The organism is Actinokineospora sp. (assembly GCF_052390155.1).
Classification (GTDB): Bacteria; Actinomycetota; Actinomycetes; order Mycobacteriales; family Pseudonocardiaceae; genus Actinokineospora.
The window spans coordinates 53,686-77,146 of record NZ_JBQTHF010000028.1 but is presented as its reverse complement, the minus strand read 5'-3'; the positions used below and the strand labels follow the sequence as shown (position 1 = coordinate 77,146).

General features: G+C 71.8%; 21 protein-coding genes. 17 read left to right on the top strand and 4 right to left on the bottom strand.

From position 1 onward, the window contains the following. Nucleotides 1-6: 6 nt before the first annotated feature. Nucleotides 7-840: a tRNA (adenine-N1)-methyltransferase gene (locus ACT4N7_RS10750; RefSeq protein ID WP_444828502.1), complete on the top strand. Its 834-nt coding sequence runs from the start codon at nucleotides 7-9 to the stop codon at nucleotides 838-840. Between the two features lie 53 nt (nucleotides 841-893). Here ACT4N7_RS10750 and ACT4N7_RS10745 read toward each other — a convergent pair whose 3' ends face one another. Continuing rightward, nucleotides 894-1,604: a hypothetical protein gene (locus ACT4N7_RS10745; protein ID WP_444828501.1), complete on the bottom strand. Its 711-nt coding sequence runs from the start codon at nucleotides 1,602-1,604 to the stop codon at nucleotides 894-896. Nucleotides 1,605-1,685: 81 nt separating this feature from the next. Continuing rightward, nucleotides 1,686-2,369 (bottom strand): hypothetical protein, encoded by a 684-nt coding sequence (locus tag ACT4N7_RS10740; protein WP_444828500.1) that lies wholly within the window; start codon nucleotides 2,367-2,369, stop codon nucleotides 1,686-1,688. A 591-nt stretch (nucleotides 2,370-2,960) separates the two neighbouring features. Here ACT4N7_RS10740 and arc point away from each other — a divergent pair. From arc to ACT4N7_RS10700, 8 genes are all read left to right on the top strand, one after another. Then, complete coding sequence (gene arc, locus ACT4N7_RS10735; RefSeq protein WP_444828499.1) at nucleotides 2,961-4,811, top strand: proteasome ATPase; 1,851 nt, start codon at nucleotides 2,961-2,963, stop codon at nucleotides 4,809-4,811. A 60-nt stretch (nucleotides 4,812-4,871) separates the two neighbouring features. After that, nucleotides 4,872-5,777 carry an aldo/keto reductase gene (locus ACT4N7_RS10730; protein WP_444828498.1) on the top strand — a complete coding sequence of 302 codons (906 nt, stop codon included), beginning with the start codon at nucleotides 4,872-4,874 and terminating at the stop codon, nucleotides 5,775-5,777. A gap of 128 nt (nucleotides 5,778-5,905) precedes the next feature. Further along, the gene (locus ACT4N7_RS10725; RefSeq protein ID WP_444828497.1) at nucleotides 5,906-6,577 is read left to right on the top strand and encodes a hypothetical protein; all 672 of its coding nucleotides are present in this window, start codon (nucleotides 5,906-5,908) and stop codon (nucleotides 6,575-6,577) included. A 57-nt stretch (nucleotides 6,578-6,634) separates the two neighbouring features. Continuing rightward, nucleotides 6,635-8,143, top strand: a complete 1,509-nt coding sequence (gene dop, locus ACT4N7_RS10720) for a depupylase/deamidase Dop (RefSeq protein ID WP_444828496.1) — start codon at nucleotides 6,635-6,637, stop codon at nucleotides 8,141-8,143. 105 nt (nucleotides 8,144-8,248) lie between these two features. Next, nucleotides 8,249-8,446, top strand: coding sequence for a ubiquitin-like protein Pup (locus ACT4N7_RS10715; RefSeq protein WP_444828495.1), 198 nt, complete (start codon nucleotides 8,249-8,251; stop codon nucleotides 8,444-8,446). Nucleotides 8,447-8,488: 42 nt separating this feature from the next. Next, the gene (gene prcB, locus ACT4N7_RS10710; protein WP_444828494.1) at nucleotides 8,489-9,358 is read left to right on the top strand and encodes a proteasome subunit beta; all 870 of its coding nucleotides are present in this window, start codon (nucleotides 8,489-8,491) and stop codon (nucleotides 9,356-9,358) included. A gap of 32 nt (nucleotides 9,359-9,390) precedes the next feature. Continuing rightward, on the top strand, nucleotides 9,391-10,161 hold the full coding sequence (gene prcA / locus ACT4N7_RS10705) for a proteasome subunit alpha (RefSeq protein ID WP_444828493.1): 771 nt from the start codon (nucleotides 9,391-9,393) through the stop codon (nucleotides 10,159-10,161). A 139-nt stretch (nucleotides 10,162-10,300) separates the two neighbouring features. Continuing rightward, nucleotides 10,301-11,263: a LysR family transcriptional regulator gene (locus ACT4N7_RS10700; RefSeq protein WP_444828492.1), complete on the top strand. Its 963-nt coding sequence runs from the start codon at nucleotides 10,301-10,303 to the stop codon at nucleotides 11,261-11,263. Between the two features lie 12 nt (nucleotides 11,264-11,275). Here ACT4N7_RS10700 and ACT4N7_RS10695 read toward each other — a convergent pair whose 3' ends face one another. Next, nucleotides 11,276-12,103 carry an MOSC domain-containing protein gene (locus ACT4N7_RS10695; RefSeq protein WP_444828491.1) on the bottom strand — a complete coding sequence of 276 codons (828 nt, stop codon included), beginning with the start codon at nucleotides 12,101-12,103 and terminating at the stop codon, nucleotides 11,276-11,278. 9 nt (nucleotides 12,104-12,112) lie between these two features. Then, nucleotides 12,113-13,597 carry a bifunctional phosphatase PAP2/diacylglycerol kinase family protein gene (locus ACT4N7_RS10690; protein ID WP_444828490.1) on the bottom strand — a complete coding sequence of 495 codons (1,485 nt, stop codon included), beginning with the start codon at nucleotides 13,595-13,597 and terminating at the stop codon, nucleotides 12,113-12,115. 148 nt (nucleotides 13,598-13,745) lie between these two features. Between ACT4N7_RS10690 and pafA the strand changes: the two genes are divergently transcribed. From pafA to ACT4N7_RS10650, 8 genes are all read left to right on the top strand, one after another. Further along, entirely contained in the window at nucleotides 13,746-15,104 is a 1,359-nt protein-coding gene (gene pafA, locus ACT4N7_RS10685) for a Pup--protein ligase (protein WP_444828489.1), read from the top strand. A gap of 40 nt (nucleotides 15,105-15,144) precedes the next feature. Then, nucleotides 15,145-15,699: a GNAT family N-acetyltransferase gene (locus tag ACT4N7_RS10680; protein ID WP_444828488.1), complete on the top strand. Its 555-nt coding sequence runs from the start codon at nucleotides 15,145-15,147 to the stop codon at nucleotides 15,697-15,699. A 366-nt stretch (nucleotides 15,700-16,065) separates the two neighbouring features. Next, the gene (locus ACT4N7_RS10675) at nucleotides 16,066-17,040 is read left to right on the top strand and encodes a helix-turn-helix transcriptional regulator (RefSeq protein ID WP_444828487.1); all 975 of its coding nucleotides are present in this window, start codon (nucleotides 16,066-16,068) and stop codon (nucleotides 17,038-17,040) included. Then, the gene (locus ACT4N7_RS10670; RefSeq protein WP_444828486.1) at nucleotides 17,037-18,011 is read left to right on the top strand and encodes a helix-turn-helix transcriptional regulator; all 975 of its coding nucleotides are present in this window, start codon (nucleotides 17,037-17,039) and stop codon (nucleotides 18,009-18,011) included. The genes ACT4N7_RS10675 and ACT4N7_RS10670 overlap by 4 nt, the downstream gene beginning before the upstream one ends. 288 nt (nucleotides 18,012-18,299) lie before the next feature. Then, nucleotides 18,300-18,614 carry a Sec-independent protein translocase subunit TatA gene (gene tatA, locus ACT4N7_RS10665; protein WP_444828485.1) on the top strand — a complete coding sequence of 105 codons (315 nt, stop codon included), beginning with the start codon at nucleotides 18,300-18,302 and terminating at the stop codon, nucleotides 18,612-18,614. 17 nt (nucleotides 18,615-18,631) lie between these two features. Continuing rightward, nucleotides 18,632-19,597, top strand: coding sequence for a twin-arginine translocase subunit TatC (gene tatC, locus ACT4N7_RS10660; protein ID WP_444828484.1), 966 nt, complete (start codon nucleotides 18,632-18,634; stop codon nucleotides 19,595-19,597). 42 nt (nucleotides 19,598-19,639) lie between these two features. Next, nucleotides 19,640-20,521, top strand: coding sequence for a diacylglycerol/lipid kinase family protein (locus ACT4N7_RS10655; RefSeq protein ID WP_444828483.1), 882 nt, complete (start codon nucleotides 19,640-19,642; stop codon nucleotides 20,519-20,521). A 62-nt stretch (nucleotides 20,522-20,583) separates the two neighbouring features. Next, nucleotides 20,584-23,355 carry a DEAD/DEAH box helicase gene (locus ACT4N7_RS10650; RefSeq protein ID WP_444828482.1) on the top strand — a complete coding sequence of 924 codons (2,772 nt, stop codon included), beginning with the start codon at nucleotides 20,584-20,586 and terminating at the stop codon, nucleotides 23,353-23,355. Nucleotides 23,356-23,461: the final 106 nt, after the last annotated feature.

The window sequence follows — 23,461 nt, the reverse complement described above, 5'->3', positions numbered from 1 at the left end:
GCGTCGGTGACGGCACGCAAGGTCAGCGGTCCCTTCGAGGCGGGGGACCGGGTGCAGCTCACCGACCCCAAGGGCAGGCACTACACGCTGGTCCTCGAAACCGGCGAGAAGTACCACACCCACCGCGGCGCCCTCGCCCACGACGAGGTCATCGGGCAGCCGGAGGGCTCCGTGGTCAACTCCGCCGCGGGCACCCCGTACCTGGCGCTGCGCCCGCTGCTGTCGGACTACGTGCTGTCCATGCCGCGCGGCGCCCAGGTGATCTATCCGAAGGACGCCGCGCAGATCGTCATGCAGGGCGACATCTTCCCCGGCGCGCGCGTGCTGGAGGCGGGCGCCGGGTCGGGCGCGCTCACCTGTTCGCTGCTGCGCGCCGTCGGCCCGGGCGGCACGGTCACCTCCTACGAGGTGCGGGCCGACCACGCCGAGCACGCCGAGCGCAACGTCCGCCAGTTCCACGGCGAGCACCCGGAGAACTGGACGCTGACCATCGCCGACCTGGCCACCCATCATGGCGAGGTCGATCGGGTCATCCTGGACATGCTCGCGCCGTGGGAGGTGCTGCCGGTCGTCGCCGAGAACCTGATCCCGGGCGGCGTCCTGATCACCTACGTCGCCACGACCACCCAGCTCTCGAAGGTTACCGAGGCGCTGCGCGGCCAGCAGTGCTGGACCGAGCCGCAGTCCTGGGAGACGCTGATCCGGCCGTGGCACGTGGTCGGCCTCGCGGTGCGCCCCGAACACCGGATGATCGGGCACACCGCGTTCCTGATCACCACCCGCAGGCTGGCGGACGGCGTGGTCGCGCCGCGCCCCCAGCGCCGCCCCAGCAAGGGCTGAGACGACGAACCGGGTGGCCGGGGTTCTCCCCGACCACCCGGTTCACGAGCGTCCTAGAGGGAGACGCACCAGCCCTTGGCCTGCTTCTCGAACACGATCGGGAAGTCGATCGGCTCGCTCGACGCGATCGTCACCTGGGTGTCGACCTTGCCGTTGCTGTCGCCGTACATCTCCGGCTCGCCGACGACCTTCACCTTGCCGCCGCTGGGGGCGACGCTGGTGTACATGATGCCGGGGTCCGTGCCGTCGCAGGTCAGGCCGGTCGCCGTGGCCTCGTCCTTGGCGTTGACCGCCTCGGCGTACTTGGCGCCCGCCGCCTTGAGGTCGTCCCCGCCGCCACCGCCGCCACCGGACGACGGGCTGCTGGCCGTCGGCTTGGTGGTGGTGGTCGTCTCCTCTTCCGAGGACGTGGTCTTCGGAGTGGTCTTCGGCTTCGTGGTGGTCGTGTCCCCGCCGGGTGCGGTCGCGACGGGCTTGTCGTCGGCCTTGGTGAGGAAGTAGACACCCACGCCCGCGCCCGCGAGCACCAGCACCGCGATGACCACGATGGCGATGATCTTGCCGTTGTTCTTCTTCGGCGGCTCGCCACCGGGGCCGTAGCCGCCGTAGCCGGGGTGCCCGTACGGGTCCTGGCCGAACTGTTGCGGCTGGCCGTAGCCGGGCTGCTGCTGGCCGTACTGCCCTGGCTGCTGGCCGTAGCCCGGTTGCTGCTGGCCGTACGGGTCCTGGCCGTACGGGCCGGGCTGCTGCGGTGGGTAGGTCATCGGGGACCCCGACTCCTCAATCTGTGCGACGGTGTGTTGCTGGTGGATCGTCCGAGCGCGAGCGGGTGTGACACGGGGCGGTCAGGCCGCCTCCTCGCCACAGAACTTCCAGGCGCCGCTCTCCTTGACGATTTTGATCTTGATGCTGGCGTCCTTGCTCTGGCCGTCCTTGCTGAGCTTGAGGTCGATCTGGGCGGTGGCGGTGCTGCCCTTGACCTCCGGCGAGCCCTTGGCCGTCGCGATGATGTCGAACTCGGCGAGCTTGCCCTCCAGGTCGCTGGTGTCCGTGCCGTACTTCTTCTTGTAGGCATCGCAGGCCGCGGTGGTCACCGAGGAGAAGCTTTTGGTCTCGTAGGCGTCCACATAGGCCTCGACGACCTGCTGTGGCCCGTCGTCGTTCGCGGGCGGCTCGGTGGTCGACTTCGTGCTCGTGTCGTCGGGAGACTGGGTCTCGGAGCCCGAGGGGGTGTTCTTGGTGCTCCCGCCGGGGGCGGCGGTGGTGGGTTTGTCGTCACCCTTGGTGAGGAAGTAGACACCCACGCCCGCGCCGCCCAGGACGAGCAGGGCGATCAACACGATGGCGACGATCTTGCCGGTGTTGTCCCGCTTCGGGGGCTGCGGGGGGCCACCGGGTCCCGGGTAGCCGCCGAACCCCTGGTAGGCGGGTTGCTGCGCGAACGGGTCAGGCTGCTGGCCGTAGCCCGGTTGCTGCTGCCCGTACGGGTCCTGGCCGTAGGGCCCGGGCTGCTGCGGGGGATAGGTCATGGTCGCCCCTGACTCCTTGTGCTGGGTACGCGCGAGTTGTGTCGAATAGACGGCCGGGTGGGCCATCGCGTTCCACCCGAAAGGTATCCCGAGGGGAGCGTATCCATGGTATTGCCCGCCGAAACACCGATCTCGCCGGGCGCCCCGGCGCTCGGCACATCAGTCCTCGCCCTTCTTGCGCAGCCGGAACGACCGCGTCGACGACCGCATCGGCCGCGCCTTGGGCGGTGCCGGTGCCCGCGTCGCCGGTGAGCACGAGGACCGGTGTCACCGTGACGCCGGTCACTACGAGGCCGCCGCCCGCCAGGATCCACGGCGGCCCGCGCTTCGGCGGACGGTCGCCGGATAGGCCATCCGGGTACGGCTGTTGTTGCTGGCCGTAGTACCGGCCCGAAAATCGCGCGCGGTTGGCCTAACACCCCGACGCACCGTAGCGGGAGGAGGGTTCCCGCGAGTACCGGGTTGGCGCTTTCCTTGCGTCCAAGCGGGTGTTGCGCTGGGGTGACACGCAAGTTCCGACATCCTGATGCTCTGTTGTTGTCGGTGATCGCCGGTACCGTAGTGGGTACGAGTTCGGGAGGAGGTGCCGACATGCAGCACGATCGTCCCGGCAGTCGGCCAGAAGACGCTGACGATGAGCAGGGTGATGCGCCCGGCCTGGAGGCGGAGCGCGCGGAGCGCGCCGATGGCTCCGAGGCCGCGCAGATCCGTTTCCTCGAAGAGGAAATCGCACTGCTGCGCCGGAAACTGACGGAGTCGCCGCGGCATTCGCGGCTGCTGGAGCAACGATTGGCCGAGGCGTCCGAGCGGGTGAGTCAGCTCACCGAGCGGAACGCCAAACTGGTCGACACGCTCCGGGAGGCACGCAGCCAGCTCCTCGCCCTGCGCGAAGAGGTCGACCGGCTCGCCCAGCCGCCCAGCGGCTACGGCGTGTTTCTCGAAGGTCACGAGGACGGCACAGTCGACGTGTTCACCGCGGGCCGCAGGATGCGGGTGTCGGTATCGCCCGCCGTCGAGACGGACTCGCTCCGTCGCGGCCAGTCGGTGCGTCTCAACGAAGCCCTCACGGTGGTCGAGGGCGGCGGCTTCGAGCGCATCGGCGAGGTGTCCACCCTGCGGGAGCTGCTGATTTCCTCCGACGGATTCGGCGAGGAGGTCCGCAACCGGGCCCTGGTCGTCGGGCACGCGGACGAGGAACGGGTGGTCTGGCTGGCCGACCCGCTGCTCGACGCGCCGCTCAAGCCCGGCGACTCTTTGCTCGTGGACACCAAGTCGGGCTACGCCTACGAGCGGGTTCCCAAGGCCGAGGTCGAGGATCTCGTGCTGGAGGAGGTCCCGGACGTCGACTACACCGACATCGGCGGGCTGTTCCGGCAGATCGAGCAGATCCGCGACGCGGTGGAGCTGCCGTTCCTGCACGCCGAACTGTTCGCCGAGTACGAGCTGCGCCCGCCGAAGGGCGTGCTGCTCTACGGCCCGCCCGGTTGCGGCAAGACGCTCATCGCCAAGGCGGTGGCGAACTCGCTGGCCAAGCAGGTCGCGGCGGCGCGCAATGCCGACGGTGCGACGCAGTCGAGCTCGGAGGCGAAGTCGTACTTTCTCAACATCAAGGGCCCTGAGCTGCTCAACAAGTTCGTCGGCGAGACCGAGCGGCACATCCGGCTGATTTTCCAGCGCGCTCGGGAGAAGGCGTCCGAGGGCACCCCGGTGATCGTGTTCTTCGACGAGATGGACTCCATCTTCCGCACCCGCGGCAGTGGCGTCTCCTCGGACGTCGAGACGACCATCGTCCCGCAGCTGCTCAGCGAGATCGACGGGGTCGAGGGCCTGGAGAACGTCATCGTCATCGGCGCCTCCAACCGCGAGGACATGATCGACCCGGCGATCCTGCGACCGGGCAGGCTCGACGTGAAGATCAAGATCGAGCGGCCGGACGCCGAGGCGGCCAAGGACATCTTCTCCAAGTACCTGACCGCCAGCCTGCCCATCCACGCCGACGACCTGGCCGAGTTCGGCGACGACCGGCGCATGTGCATCGACGCGATGATCCAGCACACGGTCGAGCGCATGTACGAGGAGACCGAGGAGAACCGGTTCCTGGAGGTCACCTACGCCAACGGTGACAAAGAAGTCCTCTACTTCCGGGACTTCAACTCCGGCGCGATGATCCAGAACATCGTCGACCGGGCGAAGAAGGCGGCGATCAAGTCCGTGCTGGAGACCCAGCAGCGCGGCCTGCGCGTGCAGCACCTGCTGGACGCGATCGTCGACGAGTTCGCCGAGAACGAGGATCTGCCCAACACGACCAACCCGGACGACTGGGCCCGGATCTCGGGCAAGAAGGGCGAGCGCATCGTCTACATCCGCACCCTGGTGACCGGCAAGAACCAGGATTCGGGTCGGGCGATAGACACCGCGACGAACACCGGCCAGTACCTGTAAGGACAGTCCCACCGCGAGGGCCCCGCACGCCGTGCGGGGCCCTCGCGCATACTCGGGCGCGTGTCCCGCTTCGCCATCGGCCTGGCCGCGCTCGGCCGTCCCGCGTACATCAACCTGGGCCGCGCCGACGCCCTGCCTGCGGACCGGAGCGTGCCGAGCCTGCGCGCGGCCAGTTGGGACGTTCTCGACGCCGCGGGCGTGCGGCGGATCGACACCGCCCGATCCTATGGCCGTGCCGAGGAATTCCTGGCGGGCTGGCTCGACGCACGCGGCCACGCGGACGTCACCGTCTCGTCCAAGTGGGGCTACGCCTACGTCGGCGGCTGGCGCATGGACGCCGCGGCGCACGAGTCCAAAGAGCACTCACTGCCCCGGTTCCGCGCGCAGCTCGCGGAAAGCCGGGCCCTGCTGGGCGCGCGCGTCGCGCTGTACCAAGTGCACTCGCTCACCGTGGACAGTCCACTGTTCACCGACGACGCCCTGCTCGACGCGCTGGCCGAGCTGGCGGACTCGGGGCAGCGCCTCGGGTTCTCCACCTCGGGGCCCGCCCAGCCTGCCGCGGTGCGCCGCGGTCTCGCGCTGGTCCGCGCGGGCGTGCCGGTCTTCACCGCCGTGCAGTCCACCTGGAACCCGCTGGAGCCCTCCGTCGGCCCCGCCCTGGCCGAGGCGCGCGCGGCGGGCGCGCACGTGGCGGTGAAGGAGGCGCTGGCCAACGGGCGGCTCGCCGTCGACCCGCCCGCGGCCGTGCGCGCGGCCGCCGACCGGCTCGGCGCGACGCCGGACGCGGTGGCGCTGGCCGCGGCCCTGGCCCAGCCGTGGGCCGACACGGTGCTGCTGGGTCCCGCGAGCCCGGCGCAGCTCGGGTCCAACCTCGCCGCCGCCTGCCTCGCCGCACCGGACCTGCCGGACCTCGCCGAGGAGCCCGCGGCCTACTGGGCGACCCGGTCCGCCCTGCCCTGGGACTGAACAGCCCTGGGACTGACCGAACCTGGGACTGACCGAACCTGGGACTGGCCGGACCTGGGACCCGGCGCGGTGTCCGCGCCGAGTAGGTTGCCGGGTGATCCCGCCGCCGACTCCCGAAGGGGACGCCGTTGCGTCCTGTGCCCGCGCTGGCCGCCGCCTGCGCCGCAGTGCTGCCCGTCTGGTTGCTCGCAGGCTGCTCGAACCGACCGAACGACCTCTACACCTACTACGACGAGGCCGCGCCGACGACGACCGCCGCCGCGCTCGCCCCCGTCCCGCCGCCGCGTGCGCCCGTCACCACGACGACAACCACCACCAGCGCTGCCCCGGCGCCGGGTCAAGCCGCGCTCACCGCGGCCGACCTGGCGGCGGAGGAGGTCGTCGCGGAGGGGGCGCCCGAGCGGACGCCGCCCGCCGCGCTGGCCGACTGCGCCACCGCGGGCCAGCGGACCACCTGGCGGTACCCGAGCGGGTCGGTGCTGCGCCAGTACGTCGGATTCCACGCCGCGGGCGCGGCGCCCGTGGTCGCGGCCCTGCGCGACAACCTCGGCTGCGGCGCGGGGCAGCGGGCGGGCGGCGCGCAGCGGGTCGAACCGGGTGCCGCGCTGCCCGCGCTGCCCGGCGTGGACGTCCAGACGAGCTGGTGCGCCGCCGGGCCAGGGGCGGCGACCTGCACGGTCGTGCTGGCCCGCGCGGGCCTGCTGACCGTGGTGACGGTCGAGGCCGCCACGGCTGCCCGCGCCCGCGCGGCCGTGGTCCGCGTCGCGCCCCAGGCCGCGGTCGCCCTCGCCCGCGTCTGACGGCCGCGTCGCGGCTCACGCCGGGGACCGTCGCCGCCGCCCCGTAGGCTGGGGCACATGCGGCGGATCATGGGAACCGAAGTCGAGTACGGCATCGCGGTGCCGGGCGACGCGACGGCGAACCCGGTGTTGACATCGACCCAGGTCGTGCTGGCCTACGCGGCGGCGGCGGACATCCCGCGGGCGCGCCGTGCCCGGTGGGACTACGAGGTCGAGTCGCCGCTGCGCGACGCGCGCGGATTCGACCTCGGCGTGCCCGGCATGGCGCCCGCCGACCCCGACGTGGAGGATCTCGGCGCGGCCAACGTGATCCTCACCAACGGCGCCCGGCTCTACGTCGACCACGCCCACCCGGAGTACTCCGCGCCCGAGGTCACCAACGCGCGCGACGCGGTGATCTGGGACAAGGCGGGGGAGCGGGTCATGGAGGAGGCCGCGATGCGCGCGGCCACCGTGCCCGGTCAGCCGCGGCTGCAGCTCTACAAGAACAACGTCGACGGCAAGGGCGCCAGCTACGGCACCCACGAGAACTACCTGATGGCCCGCGGCACCCCGTTCACCGCGGTGATCTCCGGGCTCACCCCGTTCTTCGCCTCCCGCCAGGTGATCTGCGGCTCCGGCCGGGTCGGCCTCGGCGTGGCGGGCGAGGAGGCGGGCTTCCAGCTCTCCCAGCGTGCGGACTACATCGAGGTCGAGGTCGGCCTGGAGACCACGCTCAAGCGCGGCATCATCAACACCCGCGACGAGCCGCACGCCGACGCCGACAAGTACCGGCGGCTGCACGTGATCATCGGCGACGCGAACCTCGCCGAGACGTCCACCTACCTCAAGGTCGGCACCGCCGCGCTGGTGCTCGACATGATCGAGACGGGCGTGCGGTTCGACCACCTCAAGCTCGCCGACCCGGTCCGCGCGGTGCACCACATCAGCCACGACCCGACGCTCAAGGCGACCGTGGAGCTGTCCAACGGCCGCAAGTTCACCGGCCTCGACCTGCAGTTCGCCTACCACGAGATGGTCGCAGAGCACCTCGACCGGGCCGACTTCGACCGGGTCTCCCTCGACGTGCTGCGCACCTGGGGCGAGGTGCTCGACGCGCTCGCCCGCGACCCGATGGAGTGCGCCGACCGGCTCGACTGGCCCGCGAAGCTGCGGCTGATGGAGGGCTTCCGTGCCCGCGACGGCCTGGCCTGGTCCTCGCCGCGGCTGCACCTGGTCGACCTGCAGTACTCCGACGTTCGGCTCGACAAGGGCCTCTACAACCGGCTGGTGGCCCGCGGGTCGATGAAGCGCCTGGTCAGCGAGGAGGAGGTGCGCTCGGCGGTCACCACCCCGCCGAGCGACACCCGCGCCTACTTCCGCGGCCGCTGCCTGGAGCGCTATCCCAACTCGATCGCGGCCGCGTCGTGGGACTCGGTGATCTTTGACCTGGGTCGCGAGTCGCTGGTGCGCATCCCGACGCTGGAGCCGCTGCGGGGGACGAAGGCGCACGTCGGCGCCCTGCTCGACGCCGCGGCCACCGCGGAGGAACTGGTGGACGCGTTGACCGGTGCCGCGAAACGCTGAGTTCCACCCAGCGCGAAACTCGATCTTGCGTTCGGCGCGGCCGGCGACGAAAGCCGGTCCGCCTGGGTAGTGTTCGGGGTAGGCCAGCCACGACCGGGAGGCGAGATGTCCCAGGAGCAGAAGCAGCGCCAAGGCGGCGGAGACGGCGACGACGACGACGTCGAGGGCACCACAGCCGCCGGGCAGGAGCGCCGGGAGAAGCTCGGCGACGACACCGACGCGATCCTCGACGAGATCGACGACGTGTTGGAGGAGAACGCCGAGGACTTCGTCCGCGCCTACGTGCAAAAGGGCGGCGAGTAAGCACCACTCCTCGGTCCACCCGCGACAGGAACGAAAGAAGGCATGGAACACACCTCGCCCCGAGGGCCGCTGGGCGCCTCGCTCCCGGCTGCCTACCTGTCGGCCGGAACGTCGTCGTTCACCGATTTCCTGCGCGCCCAGGCCCCCGACCTGCTGCCCGGCGGCGGGTTGCGTGACCCGCGGCCCGTCGAGCGGGCGGGCCACCACCTCGACGTCCCGCACGGCACCACCATCGTCGCGGTCACCTTCGCGGGCGGCGTGCTCATCGCGGGCGACCGCCGGGCGACCGCGGGCAACCTGATCGCGCAGCGGGACATCGAGAAGGTGTACATCACCGACGAGTACTCGTCGGTGGGCATCGCGGGCACCGCGGGGCTGGCCCTGGAACTGGTCCGGCTCTACACGGTGGAGTTGCAGCACTACGAGAAGATCGAGGGCGTCCAGCTCTCCCTCGACGGCAAGACCAACAAGCTGGCCAGCATGGTGCGCGGCAGCCTCGAAATGGCCATGGCGGGCCTGGCGGTGCTGCCGCTGTTCGTCGGCTTCGACGTGGACGCGGTCGACCCGGCGCGCGCCGGGCGGATCGTGTCCTTCGACGTCACCGGCGGGCGCTACGAGGAGCGCGCGGGCTTCCACGCCATCGGCTCGGGCTCGATGTTCGCCAAGTCGGCGCTCAAGAAGCTCTACGACCCCGATGGCGACCAGGCCGCGGCCGTCCGCGCGGCGGTCGAGGCGCTCTACGACGCCGCCGACGACGACTCGGCCACCGGCGGACCGGACCTCGCCCGGCGGATCTACCCGAGCATCGTCACCATCACCGCCGCCGACGGCGCGCTACGGCTGTCCGAGGCCGACGCGGCCGCGGTCGCCGAGGCCGTGGTGACCGACCGCGCGGGCCGTCCGCGCGGCTGACCCCAACCCCTGTCGAGCAAGGAGCCCGCCCCGTGACGATGCCGTTGTACGCCTCCCCCGAGCAGTTGATGCGCGACCGCTCGGAGTACGCCCGCAAGGGCATCGCCCGGGGCCGCAGCGTCGTCGCGCTCAAGTACGCGGAGGGCGTGCTGTTCGTCGCCGAGAACCCGTCGGCGACGCTGCACAAGGTCTCCGAGATCTACGACCGGATCGGCTTCGCCGCCGCGGGCCGCTACAGCGAGTACGAGAGCCTGCGCCGCGGCGGCATCCGGCACGTGGACCTCTGGGGCTACTCCTACGACCGGCGCGATGTCTCCGCGCGCCAGCTCGCCAACGTCTACGCGCAGACCCTCGGCACGATCTTCACCGAGCAGGTCAAGCCGATGGAGGTGGAGCTGTGCGTCGCCGAGGTCGGCGCCACCCCGGCCCAGGACCAGCTCTACCGCCTCACCTACGACGGCTCCATCGTCGACGAGCCGCAGTTCCTGGTCATGGGCGGGCAGACCGACCCGATCAGCGCCTCGCTCAAGGAGACCTTCCAGGAGGCCATCGCCCTGGGCGACGCGGTCAAGCTGGCCGTGAAGGCCCTGGCGGCGGGCGTGAGCAACGGCGCGTCGGCGGGGGAGACCGTGCCGGACAAGCTGGAGGTGGCCGTGCTGGAGCGCGGCGCCCGACGCCGCGCGTTCCGCCGCGTCACCGGTGCCGCGCTGACCGCCCTGCTGCCCGAGAAGGCGCCGGAGGACCCGGCCGAGTCGCCCGCCAAGCCCGTCGAGGACGTCGAACTCCCGCCGCCCGCCGAGTAGCGCGTCTGCCCTCGCGCCGATCGGTCAGTGACGAGTGAACGCCGGATCGTTCGACACGCCGCGACGCCGAAGTGTGGGAAGGCTCCCATCGTGGCGCCGGAGATTTGCATAACGTCTCGCCGCAGGGCATAACACTGGTGTGACCGAGCTCGAACTGCGCCATCTCCGAGTGATCCGCGCCGTGGCCGACGCGGGCAGTCTGTCCAAGGCCGCCGTGCAGCTCGGGGTGTCGCAGCCCGCGCTCACCGCCCAGCTCCAGCGCCTGGAGCGGCGCGTCGGCGGGCTGCTGTTCGCCCGCACCGGCACCGGGGTGGTGCCCACCGACCTCGGCAGCTACGTGCTCTCGGCCGCCCGCGTGCTTCTCAACGACGTCGACGAGCTGATGGCGGGCATCCGGCAGCGCACCCAGGCCACCACGGTGGCGGGCCTGGTCCGGGTCGGCGGGCCGCCCGGGATCGTGGTGCCGCTGTTCGCCGCCGCGATCGCCGAGCGGCTCGGCGGCGCGGAGGCGTCCATCGACATCGACACCCAGCCCGGGGAGTTGGTGCGCAAGGTCGCCGACCAGCAGCTCGACTTCGCCGTGCTGGAGGACAACCCGGGCTTCCGCACGCCGCTGCCCGCCCAGGTGCGCAGCAGGGTGATCCTGCGCGCCCCGCTGTTCGTCGCGCTCGCCGAGGACCACCCGCTCGCCGGCCGCGGCGAGATCGACCTCGCCGACCTGGCGGGGGAGAGCTGGGTGATGCCGTCCGTGGCGGAGGGCACCGAGCAACTCGCGTTCATGCGCGCGTGCACGACCAGCGGCTTCAGCCCGAAGATCAAGCACCAGATGTCGGACTCCACCACCACGCGCGCCCTGGTGCAGGCGGGCGCGGTCACGCTGGCCAAGCCGGTCGCCAGGGAGGGCAACGGCCTGGTGATCCGCAGTCTCGCGGGCACGCCGCTGCGCCAGGAGATCGTGCTGGTGTGGCACGAGGAGAGCACCCTCACCGCCGAGCGCGCGCCCGCGTCGCTGCTGTCGGCCTATGCCCAGCTCACCGACACCAACCCGCTGTTCGCGGCCTGGTGGGCCGAGCACAAGGACGCCCCGATCGGGCAGACCTAGTGGTCACGACCGCTAGAGCTCCGACGCACCCCAGGACGTGACGATCATCTCGTCGCCGACCGAGACCTTGCCGGGGCGCACCACCGCGAATTTCGTGCCGAACGCCACGCCGCCCACGACCGCCCGCCGGTAGCCTGCGAGGGTGCGCAGCGGCTCCGGGCCCGCGCTCGCGCCCGTCGCCTGGTCGACCATGGTGACGGCGCAGCGGATGGCGAGCTTGGCGTAGCCGAGTTCGACGTCGCCGACGCGGACCTGGCGGGCCAAGTCCTCCACGTGCGGCTCGGCCCAGCCGTCGACCACGATGTTGGGCCGGAAGCGGGCCATCGGCACCGGCTCGCCGCCCTTCGCGGCGATGCGCTCGGTCAGCCCGTCCAGGGTGGACCGGGACAGCACTTGGATCGCGCTACTGTCGGCGTAGCCGCAGGTGCCGGGCGTTTGGCCGTCGGTGGCGCGCACGTGCTCCGGCGGCACCCGGACCAGCCTGCTCGACGCGCCGAGCACCTCCGAGAGCCACTCGGCGGCCGTGTCGCCCTGGTCGATGCCCTGGTAGGGCGTGCCGAACAACTCGACCTGGCGGCGGGCCGCGGTCAGGTCGACGGGCACGACCACCGGGTCCACACCGTCGGCGTGCAGCGTCAGCCGGTCGCCGTCGGCACTGACCTCGGGACGGATCCGCGCCAGCCGCGGATCGCGGCGCTGGCTGCGGAACCCGCCGCCGACGTCGACAACCATGAACGAGCGGTCGTGCGCGAGACCCGCCGGGGTCACGACAGCGTCCGGCATGGCGGTTCCCGCGCACCCCTTGATCGGGTAGCAGGTCAGTTCGACGATGGTGGCCACCAGCCAAAGTTACCGGTAGATCGAGAGCGCCCGGGGCCGCGAACTGAACTCGAAGCGGTTCGCCAGCGGCCCGACCTCCCCGTCGGTCGCCACCCGACGGTGGCCGTCGAGCAGCTTGACGTCGAGCGAGGGCAGGTCGCGCTGGCGGTACACGTGGCTGGTCGACAGCGTGCGGGTCAGCGTGGCCAACACGAACCGGGCGCGCGAGTACGGCACGTCCGCCCGCAGATACCGCACGTCGAGCAGGCCGGTGTCCAGCGCGGGCCGCCGGGTCGGGGCGAACCCCTTGGGCTCGTAGGTGCCGTTGCCGATGAACAGCCACCACACCAGGTGCGACTTGCCGTCGAGGTCCAACCGGATCGGCTGCGCCCGGCGCAGCGCGCGGATCAGCGCGAGCCCGCCCGCCGGCCACTTCGGCCACCCGCGCGCCTCCAGCGCCTCCCGCAGCCGCACCATCTCCGGGTAGCCGCCGAGGCCCGCGGTGTTGACGAACCAGCGGTGCTCAGTGCCCGCGGCGTCGGTGATTCGGACGCCCGCGAGGTCGATTCGCACGCCGACGCCCGCGCGCACCGCGTCGGCCGCGCTGTCGACGGTCTCCACCCCGATGTCGCGGGCGAAGTGGTTGAGCGTGCCCGCCGGGATCAGCACCAGCGGCAGCTCGAACTCCGCGGCCACCGCGGCCACGGCGGCGACCGTGCCGTCGCCGCCCGCCACCCCGAGCGCCCGGACCTCGTGGTCCGCGACCTTCACCGCGGCGGAGAGCTGCTCGATGAGGTCCGTGTCCGGCTCGGAGTGGATCACGGTGGCCCGCGGCCAGTGCTGCTTCACCGCGTCGGTCGGGTCCTCGCCCGCCACCCCGGAGTTGGGGTTGACCATGACCAGCATGCCGTCCCCGTCGGCCAGGCCGTCCAGCGTCGCCGGGTGGGCGGTGCGGGCCGGGCCGTCCTGGGTCTTGGGCCACCAGTGCCGCGTGGCCCAGGCCGCGCCGACGCCGATCGCGGCGCCCGCGGCCACGTCGGTGGGCCAGTGCACCCCGGTGTGCACCCGGGAGTACGCGACCGCGCCGGCCAGCGGCGCCAGCGCCACGGCCAGCCGGGGGCTCTCCATGGCCACCGCCGTGGTGAACGCGACCGCCGAGGCCGAGTGGCCGGACGGGAACGACGAACTCGTCGGGCGCTTGACCAGCCTGCGGTGCTCGGGCACCAACTCGGCGGCGGGGCGCCTGCGCGGGAACAGGTTCTTGCCGACCAGGTTCGCCGACGTGCTGGCGAACGCGATCGCGCCGATCCCGCGGATGGCCGCCCGCCGCGTCGGCCCCTTCCGCGCGGCCAGCAGCGCCGCCACGGTGAACCAGAGCATGCCCTTGTTCGCCGACCTCCCCAGCGACTTGAGGCCCTCGTCGACGGGTGTGCGGGGCAGCGCCGCGCTGTGTCGGACCAGATCCTGGTCGAACCGGTTGACCTTGCGCGCCGAGCGGCGGACGTGTCCGAACATGATCTGGATTCAACACTGGGCGGGCCGGGTCCGCCGGACGGGTGGTGCCTCGGGGGAGCCCGCCGATTACCGTGCGCTCGATAACGGAACAGCGGCCCTCCCCGAACGGCGCACCGTCTGTGTCGGTCCGAGCGCATAGGCTTAGGGAATGCAGCGGCGGATCTTCGGCATCGAGACCGAGTTCGGCGTGACCTGTACGTTCCACGGGCAGCGCAGGCTGTCGCCGGACGAGGTCGCGCGGTACCTGTTCCGGCGGGTGGTTTCGTGGGGGCGTTCCTCGAACGTTTTCCTGCGCAACGGGTCACGCCTCTACCTCGACGTGGGGTCGCACCCGGAATACGCCACGGCGGAGTGCGACGACCTCGTCCAGTTGGTCACCCACGACAAGGCGGGCGAGCGGATCCTGGAGGATCTGCTGATCGACGCCGAACGAAGACTGGCCGACGAGGGCATCGGCGGCGACATCTTCCTGTTCAAGAACAACACCGACTCCGCGGGCAACTCCTACGGCTGCCACGAGAACTTCCTGGTCACCAGGGCGGGCGAGTTCTCCCGGATCGCCGATGTGCTGCTGCCGTTCCTGGTCACCCGCCAGCTCATCTGCGGCGCGGGCAAGGTTCTGCAGACCCCGCGCGGCGCGGTCTACTGCCTGTCCCAGCGCGCCGAGCACATCTGGGAGGGCGTCTCCAGCGCCACCACCCGTTCCCGGCCGATCATCAACACCCGCGACGAGCCGCACGCCGACGCCGAGCGGTACCGACGCCTGCACGTCATCGTGGGCGACTCCAACATGTCCGAGTCGACCACCCTGCTCAAGGTCGGCACCGCCAACCTGGTGCTGGAAATGATCGAGGAGGGCGTCCAGTTCCGGGACTTCAGCCTGGACAACCCGATCCGCGCCATCCGCGAGATCAGCCACGACCTCACCGGGCGCAGGCTCGTCCGGCTCGCGGGCGGGCGCGAGGCGTCCGCCCTCGACATCCAGCGCGAGTACTACGGCAAGGCCGTCGAGCACGTCGCCCGGCGCTCGCCCGATCCGCTGGCCCAGCGCGTCATCGACCTGTGGGGTCGGGTGCTCGACGCGGTCGAGGCGCAAGACCTGTCCCGGATCGACCGGGAGGTCGACTGGGCCATCAAGCACCGGCTGGTCGAGCGGTACCGCGCCAAGCACAACATGGAGCTGTCCAGCCCGCGGATCGCCCAGCTCGACCTCGCCTACCACGACATCCGGCGCGGCCGCGGCATCTTCGACCTGCTCCAGCGCAAGGACCTGGTGGCCAGGGTCACCGACGACGGCGAGATCGAGGCCGCCAAGGACACCCCGCCGCAGACCACCCGGGCCAAGCTGCGCGGCGACTTCATCGCCGCCGCCCAGCAGGCCGGTCGCGACTTCACCGTCGACTGGGTGCACCTCAAGCTCAACGACCAGGCGCAGCGCACCGTGCTCTGCAAGGACCCGTTCCGCGCGGTCGACGAGCGGGTCGAGCGGCTGATCGCGTCGCTGTAACCCGTTTGCGAGGGGCGGGCCCGGCCGGGATGCTCCCGGCATGGCCCGCCCCTCGCCCGTACTCGCCCACGGTCCCGTCGTGCTGCGCCGCTGGGTCGCCACCGACACCGACGACCTGCTGCGCGTGGTCACCGAGGCGCTCCCGCACCTGCGGCCGTGGATGCCGTGGGCGGTGGGCGCGTACACCATCGACACCGCCCGCGACTACCTGCGCGCTGTCGACGCTGGGTGGGAGTCGGAGTCGGAGTTCGCTTACGCGGTGACCGTCGACGGTGCCGTCGCGGGCAGCTGCGGGCTGATGTCGCGGATCGGTCCCGGCGGCCTGGAGATCGGCTACTGGCTGCACCCCGCGTTCGTGGGCCGGGGGATCGTCACGGCCGCGACGTCGGCGCTGGTGGCGGCCGCGTTCGAGCTACCCGGCATCGACCACGTCGAAATCTTGCACGACTCGGCCAACACCCGCAGCGGCGCCGTCCCCCGGCGGCTCGGGTTCACCGAGGTCGCCCGGGTCACCCCACCCCGCGAACCACTGACGGCGGGGGAGGACGGGGTGGACGTCCGTTGGCGCCGCACCCGCGCCGAACACCAGGCGTGACCACCGCCACCGTCCGCCAGCCCCCGCGGTCGGTCACTCACGAGGCTGACCGCGCCTGCTCACCACCGCCGCCGGCCCCCTCGGTCGGTCACCCACAGGGCTGACCGCGCCTGCTTGCCGCTGGCTGTGCCCTGCTCACCGCGCCATTCCCCGCTCTCACTCCCCTCATCATCATCCAGAATGTCATTATTCAGTTTCAACTATCAAGATATCGGATGATTGTCGGCGAGAAAACGGGAGCCCGGTTTGGGTCGGAACACCAAAAACGGCCCGGACGATGGGGGTGGGCGGCGGAAGAGCATCGTTCGCACGTGTGTTCGGCGCGTTGGGTTCCAGCGTCGGGAGCAGGCACGTTATGGTTCGTCGGTGTCCGTTGCACGCGCCGAACGTCTCGTCAACCTGGTGCTGTGCCTGCTGTCCACCCGCCAGTACCTCAGCGCCGACCGGATCAGGGGAATCGTCCCCGGCTACGCGGACGCGCCGTCCGACGACGCCTTCTTCCGCACCTTCGAGCGCGACAAGACCGAACTTCGCGAGCTGGGCATCCCGCTGGAGGTGGGGCGCAACTCCGCGTTCGACACCGTCGACGGCTACCGGATCGCCCGGCGCGACTACGAGCTCGGCGACATCGACCTGGAGCCGGACGAGGCGGCCGCCGTGGCGCTCGCGGTGCGGCTGTGGGACTCCCCGGAGCTGACCGGCGCCGCGCACGGCGCGCTGCTGAAGCTGCGGGCCGCGGGTGTCGACGTCGACCAGGCCGCGCCCGCCGTGGTGGAGTCCAAGGTCCGCACGTCCGAACCGGCGTTCGGGCCGCTGCTGGCGGCGGTGCAGGCGGGTCAGGCCGTGTCCTTCGACTACCGCCGTCCCTCGCCCGCCGAGCTGCGGTCGCGCACCCTGGAGCCGTGGGGTGTGGTGTCCTGGCGGGGGCGCTGGTACGTGGTCGGGCACGACCGCGACCGGGGGGCGCCGCGTTGTTTCCGGCTGTCGCGGGTGGTCGGCGAGGTGCGCAAGATCGGCAAGCCGGGGCAGGTGCGCAGGCCCGAGAACATCGACCTGTTGCGGTTCGTGGCGACCACCGGCGGCGAGCCGCGGCAGTCCTCGACCGTGCGGCTGTGGGTGGCAGCGGGACGCGGCGCGGGGCTGCGCAGGCGGGCGACGGTGGTCGAGCGGCGCGACGTCGACGGCGAGGCAGGCGACGTGCTGGAACTCGAAGTGAACTTCCCCGACACGGCGGCGGGCTGGATCGCCGGGTACGGGGCCGATGTGCTGGTGCTGGAGCCGGACGTGCTGGCCAAGTCGGTGCGCGAGCGGCTGATCGCCGTGGCGGAGGGGACGTCGTGACCGCGTCGCAGGAGCGGCTGCCGAGGTTGTTGGCGCTGGTGCCGTACCTGCTGGCCCGGCCGGGCATCAGGATCGACGAGGCCGCCGCCGACTTCGAGGTCACGCCCAAGCAGCTCCGCAAGGATCTGGAGCTGCTGTGGATGTGCGGGCTGCCGGGCTACGGCCCCGGCGACCTGATCGACATCTCGTTCGCCGAGGACACCGTGACGGTGACCTTCGACGCCGGTATGCGCAGGCCGCTGCGACTGACCGGCGCCGAGGCGACCGCGCTGCTGGTCGCGCTGCGCGCGCTGGTGGATACCCCGGGCGTGGCGGACGCCGACGCGATCCGGCGCGCGGTGGCCAAGATCGAGGCCGCGGCCGGTCAGGCGCGGCCCGCGGGCATGGCGGTGGGCCTGGGCGTGCGCGAGGCGGCCGAGACGGTGAAGGTCCGCGAGGCGGTGCAGTCGGCGCTGGTGGCGGGCCGGGCGCTGCGGATCACCTACTACACCGCGTCGAAGGACGAGATGACCGAGCGCACGGTCGACCCGATGCGCGTGCTGATCGTGGAGGGCCGCGGCTACCTGGAGGCGTGGTGCAGGCGCGCCGAGGCGGTGCGGCTGTTCCGGCTCGACCGGATCGACGAGGTCGAGGTGCTGGCCGAGGCCGCCGCCCCGCCGCCGTACGCGGAGCCGACGGACATCTCCGCCGGCCTGTTCCGCGCTGCCCCCGACCAGCGGGCGGCGCGGTTGATGCTGGAGCCGGACGCCCGGTGGATCTCGGAGTACTACCCGGTCGAGGAGATCGAGGAACTCGACGGCGGCCGGATGCGGGTGCTGATGCGCTACGCGGACACGTCCTGGCTGGTGCGGCTGCTGTTGGGCCAGGGCGGCGAGGTCCGCGTCGAGGAGCCCGCCGAGCTGGCGGTGGCGCTGCGCGCGCAAGCCACGGCGGCGGTCCGCCGGATCGATGGTCACCTCGCCGTCACCTGACGGCCGGGCGGACGATCATGGGCCACCGGGTAGAGTTCGGGCTGTGTCGTTCCTGCCGAGTGCGGCGCTGGTCCTGGTCGGACTGGTGCTGCTGGGGTTCATCCTCGTGCGCTTGGCCCGTGGTGTGATCCGTACCAGGGTCGTCCTCGGGGCAGCCAAAGCCGCCTTCGGTGACGAATCAAGTCTGTTGCGTGCCAGGTCCGCCGCCCTGCGGGTCGCGGTAGCCGAGCGGAGACGCGGCGCCGGGCGCGTACCATCCACAGGGCGAAGCGAGACAGGAGGACGGCCGTGAATCTTGGACCGTGGGAAATTCTGATCATCGCGGTGGTGATCGTGCTGCTGTTCGGTGCGCGGAAGATGCCTGCCATGGCGCGGTCGCTCGGACAGTCCATGCGCATTCTCAAGGCCGAGACCAAGGGCATGCGCAAGGACGACGACGAGGACGACGCCACCGCGACCGACAAGACCGCCGCCGCCCCGCCGCCCGCCGCGCAACTGCCCCCCGCGCAGCCGAAGGCCACCCCGGAGCAGCTCCAGCAGCAGGTCGATGATCTCCAGCGAAAAGTGGACACGCAGAACCAGGCGCCCAAGAACGTTAGCTGAGAGGACCGGTCCCCACGGTGGCGCGCGATCCGCACCGCCGGGCTGAGAGCCGCGCGAAGCGGAAAATCCGCAACCGCAGGCACAACCCCGACGGCACCATGACGTTGAAGGACCACCTCTACGAGCTGCGCAACCGGCTCGGCCTCGCGGTCCTGGTAATCCTGCTCGGCGGTGTCTTCGGGTTCATCTGGTTCTTCACCAAGCTGGGGCCGGTTCCCTCGCTCGGCGACATCCTGTTGCAGCCCTACTGCGCGCTGCCCGCAGGCGTGCGCTTCGAGCCGACGCCCGGCAACTGCCAGCTCTTCCAGACGCAGCCGTTCGAGGCGTTCATGGTGCAGTTCAAGGTGGGCATCGCGGCGGGCATGGTGGTCACCTCGCCGCTGTGGCTCTACCAGCTCTGGGCGTTCATCACCCCCGGGCTCTACGCGAAGGAACGCCGGTTCGCCTTCGTGTTCGTGATCTTCGCGTCGCTGCTGTTCGCCGCGGGCGCGTTCCTGGCGTTCTTCGTCATCCCGCAGGGCCTGGAGGTCCTGGTCGGCTTCGGCGGCAACGTGTTCATCACGGCGCTGAACGCGGGTGACTACATCTCGTTCGTGCTGGTGATGCTGCTGATCTTCGGCGTGAGCTTCGAGCTGCCGCTGCTGGTGATCATGCTCAACCGGGTGGGCATCCTGCCGTACACCAACCTGAAGAAGTGGCGCCGGGGGATCGTCTTCGGGTTGTTCATCTTCGCCGCGTTCGCCACCCCGGGCACGGACCCGGTGTCGATGGTCGTGCTGGCGGTCGCGATGACGGTGCTGTTCGAGTTGGCGGTGCAGGTCGCCCGCCTGCAAGACCGGCGCAAGGCGAAGCGGGACGCGCTGGAGAACCCGGCGGCGGGGCTGAGTGCCGACGAGGCGACGCCGATGAACTATCGTGCCGAGCCGGTCGAACCCAGCACGCTGCCCAGTGAGCCGGGGCGCGGCTACGACGACGTGACCTGACCTGGACCAGCCGGGGCGGGTCCTGGCCGGGTGGGAGAACGCATGCGAGCGGCACTGGCGGTCCACCCCGGATCGGGGCACGGCGCGGCGGGACGCGTGGCCGACGCCGTCGCCGACCGCATTCGGGGTGTCGTCGATCACCTCACGATGGTCGAGGCGAACACCGTCGCGGAGTCCCGGGCGCTGATGGCGCGCGCCCGCGACGATGGGCTGGACCTGCTCGTCGTGCTCGGCGGCGACGGCTCGGCGCACCAGGGCGTGCAGTTCTGCGCGGACCACGGCGTGGCGTTGGCGGTTGTCCCGGCCGGCACCGGCAACGACCTCGTGCGCGCGCTCGGCGGGCCGCCGGAGCCGCTGGCCGCGGCGGACGCGGTGGCGGCGGCGATCCGCGCGGGCACCCGCAGGCGGCTCGACCTCGGGCGGCTCGGCGGCGGCGAGTGGTTCGCGAGCGTGCTGTGCGCGGGGTTCGACTCGGCCGTGAACGAACGGGTGAACCGGATGCGCTGGCCGCATGGCCGCAGGCGCTACGACTTGGCGATCGTCGCCGAGCTTGCCGCGCTGCGGCCCCGCCCGCTGGTGCTCGACACCGACACCGGCCGGGTCGAGTTGGACGCGACGCTGGTGGCCGTGGGCAACACCGGCTACTACGGCGGCGGCATCCCCGTGTGTCCGGCGGCGGATCCGACCGACGGCCTGTTCGACGTGACGGTCGTGGGTAACGCGTCGCGGCTGGACCTGCTGCGCATCCTGCCGAGCCTGCGCACCGGCAAGCACCTGGCGCACCCGAGGGTGCGGACGCTGCGGGCACGCCGGGTGGCCCTGGGCGGCGACAACGGCTGGGTCGCCTACGCCGACGGCGAGCCGATGGGGCCGCTGCCGGTGGAGATCGAGTGCGTGCCGGGCGCGATCGAGATCGTCGGCTGACCGACCGCCGCGCCGGGAAGTTCACGCGACGTCTGTCGGTGTGATGTGAAAGCCTTGCCGGTGTGTCCGCCAGTTCATCCCGCTCCCCGGCCGAGGCGTACGCGGCCTCCCGGAGTCGAGCGAGTTACCCGAAGCTGGCGGAGTTCGCCGCCGAGCTGTCCTTCGACCTCGACCCGTTCCAGAGCCAGGCGTGCGCCGCGCTGGAGGACGGGCACGGGGTCCTTGTCTGCGCGCCGACAGGCGCGGGCAAGACAGTGGTCGGCGAGTTCGCCGTGCACCTGGCGCTCGCCGAGGGCCGCAAGTGCTTCTACACCACGCCGATCAAGGCGCTGTCCAACCAGAAGTTCGCCGACCTGACCGCCCGCTACGGGCCGAAGTCGGTCGGCCTGCTGACCGGCGACACGTCGGTCAACGGCAGCGCGCCCGTCGTCGTGATGACCACCGAGGTGCTGCGCAACATGCTCTACGCCGAGTCGTCCGCGCTGGACGGGCTCGGGTACGTGGTGATGGACGAGGTGCACTACCTGGCCGACCGGTTCCGCGGCGCGGTGTGGGAAGAGGTGATCCTGCACCTGCCCGAGTGGGTCAACCTGGTCAGCCTGTCGGCGACGGTCAGCAACGCCGAGGAGTTCGGCGAGTGGCTGGTCGAGGTGCGCGGCGACACCACGGTGGTGGTCGACGAGCACCGGCCGGTGCCGCTGTGGCAGCACATGCTGGTGGGCGCCCGGATGCTCGACCTGTTCGCGGGCGACGACCCGGCAGGCGAGCCGCACATCAACCCGCACCTGGTCCGGCGCACCGAGGAAGTCGGCCGGATGCACTCGCCGTGGCACGGGCCGCGGGCCAAGGGCGGCCGGGCCGCGGGCGCGCGGGGGCCGCGGTTCAAGCCGACGTCGCGGGTCGAGGTGGTGCAGCGGCTCGACGCGCAGGCGCTGCTGCCCGCGATCGTGTTCGTGTTCAGCCGGGCGGGCTGCGAGGCCGCGGTGGCGCAGTGCGTGCGGTCGGGGCTGCGGCTCAACTCCGAGGACGAGGTCGCCGAGGTGCGCCGGATCGTCGACTCGAAGACCCGCGGCCTGCCCGACGCCGACCTCACCGTGCTGGGCTTCTGGGAGTGGAAGGACGCCCTGGAGCGCGGGTTCGCCGGGCACCACGCCGGGCTGCTGCCCGCGTTCAAGGAGACCGTCGAAGAGCTGTTCGTCCGCGGGCTGGTCAAGGCGGTGTTCGCGACCGAGACGCTGGCGCTGGGGATCAACATGCCCGCGCGCACGGTCGTGCTGGAGCGGCTGGTCAAGTACAACGGCGAGGCGCACGTCGAGCTGACACCGGGGGAGTACACCCAGCTCACCGGCCGCGCCGGGCGCCGCGGGATCGACGTCGAGGGGCACGCGGTCGTCGTGTGGCAGCCCGGCGTTGACCCGAAGCAGGTCGCCGGGCTCGCCTCGACCCGCACCTACCCGCTGCGGTCGTCGTTCCGGCCGGGCTACAACATGGCGGTCAACCTGGTCGACCGGCTGGGCGCGCAGCAGGCCAGGGAGATCCTGGAGCAGTCGTTCGCGCAGTTCCAGGCCGACCGCTCGGTGGTGGGCCTGTCGCGGCGCGTCGAGCGCAACCGGGAGGCGCTGGCGGGCTACGCCGAGGCGATGACGTGTCACCTCGGCGAGTTCGCCGAGTACGCCGAGCTGCGCAGGAAGATCGCCGACCGCGAGAAGTCGCTGTCGCGGCAGAACAGCGCGGCCCGGCGGGCGGCGGCGGCGCACTCGCTGGAGCAGTTGCGCAAGGGCGACGTGATCGCGGTGCCCGCGGGCAGGCGGTCCGGGCTGGCGGTCGTGATCGACCCCGGGCTGGACCCGATGGGCGAGCCGCGGCCGCTGGTGGTCACCGAGGATCGGTGGGCCGGGCGGCTGTCGGTGTCCGACTTCCCGAACCCGGTGGCCGCGTTGGGCCGGGTGAAGCTGCCCAAGCAGGTCGACATCCGGTCGCCGCGGTCGCGTCGCGACCTGGCCTCGGCGCTGCGCGACACCGGCATCGAGGCGCCCGCGCGCACCCGGCGCCGCTCCGGCGCGGACGACGACGCCGAGCTGGCGGCACTGCGCCGGGCGATGCGGGCGCACCCCTGCCACGGCTGCCAGGACCGGGAGAACCACGCCCGCTGGGCCGAGCGCTACCACCGGCTGCTGGCCGAGACCGAGCAGGTCGAGCGGAAGGTCGCCGCGACGACGCACTCGCTGGCCCGCGCGTTCGACCGCATCCGCGGGCTGCTGGCCGACCGGGGCTACCTGGCGCCGGGCACCGGCGACAAGCAGGGCGAGCAGGTGGTCACCGAGCACGGCAAGCGCCTTGCCCGGCTCTACAGCGAGTCCGACCTGCTGGCGGCGGAGTGCCTGCGCAACGGGGTGTGGGACGGCCTCGGCGCGGCCGAGTTGGCGGCGGTGGTGTCGGCGCTGGTCTACGAGGCGCGCCGGGACGGTCCGATGGAGGCCAGGATGCCCGGCGGCGCGGTCACCGACGCGCTGACAGCCACCGCGCGGCTGTGGGTGGAGCTGGAGAGCGACGAACGTCACCACCGGCTCGACCGGACCCGCCAACCCGACCCGGGATTCGCCTGGACGGTGTACCGGTGGGCCCGCGGCGAGTCGCTGGAGAAGGTGATCACGGCGGCCGATTCGGCGGGGCAGGAGCTGTCCGCGGGCGACTTCGTGCGCTGGTGCAGGCAGGTGATCGACCTGCTCGACCAGATCCGCGACGTGGTCGGCGAACACGAGCCGGTGGGCAAGGCGGCGCGGGACGCGGTCAAGGCCATCCGCCGCGGCGTCGTGGCCCTGGCGACGGTGTGAAGTCGGGCCGAACGGGGTGCGCCCCGGCACCCAGGTTGGACACGCTGGGCGGGTGGGGTGGGGCCGACCTGTCGAGCTGTGGTTTGATCGCGCTCAGTGGCGTCCG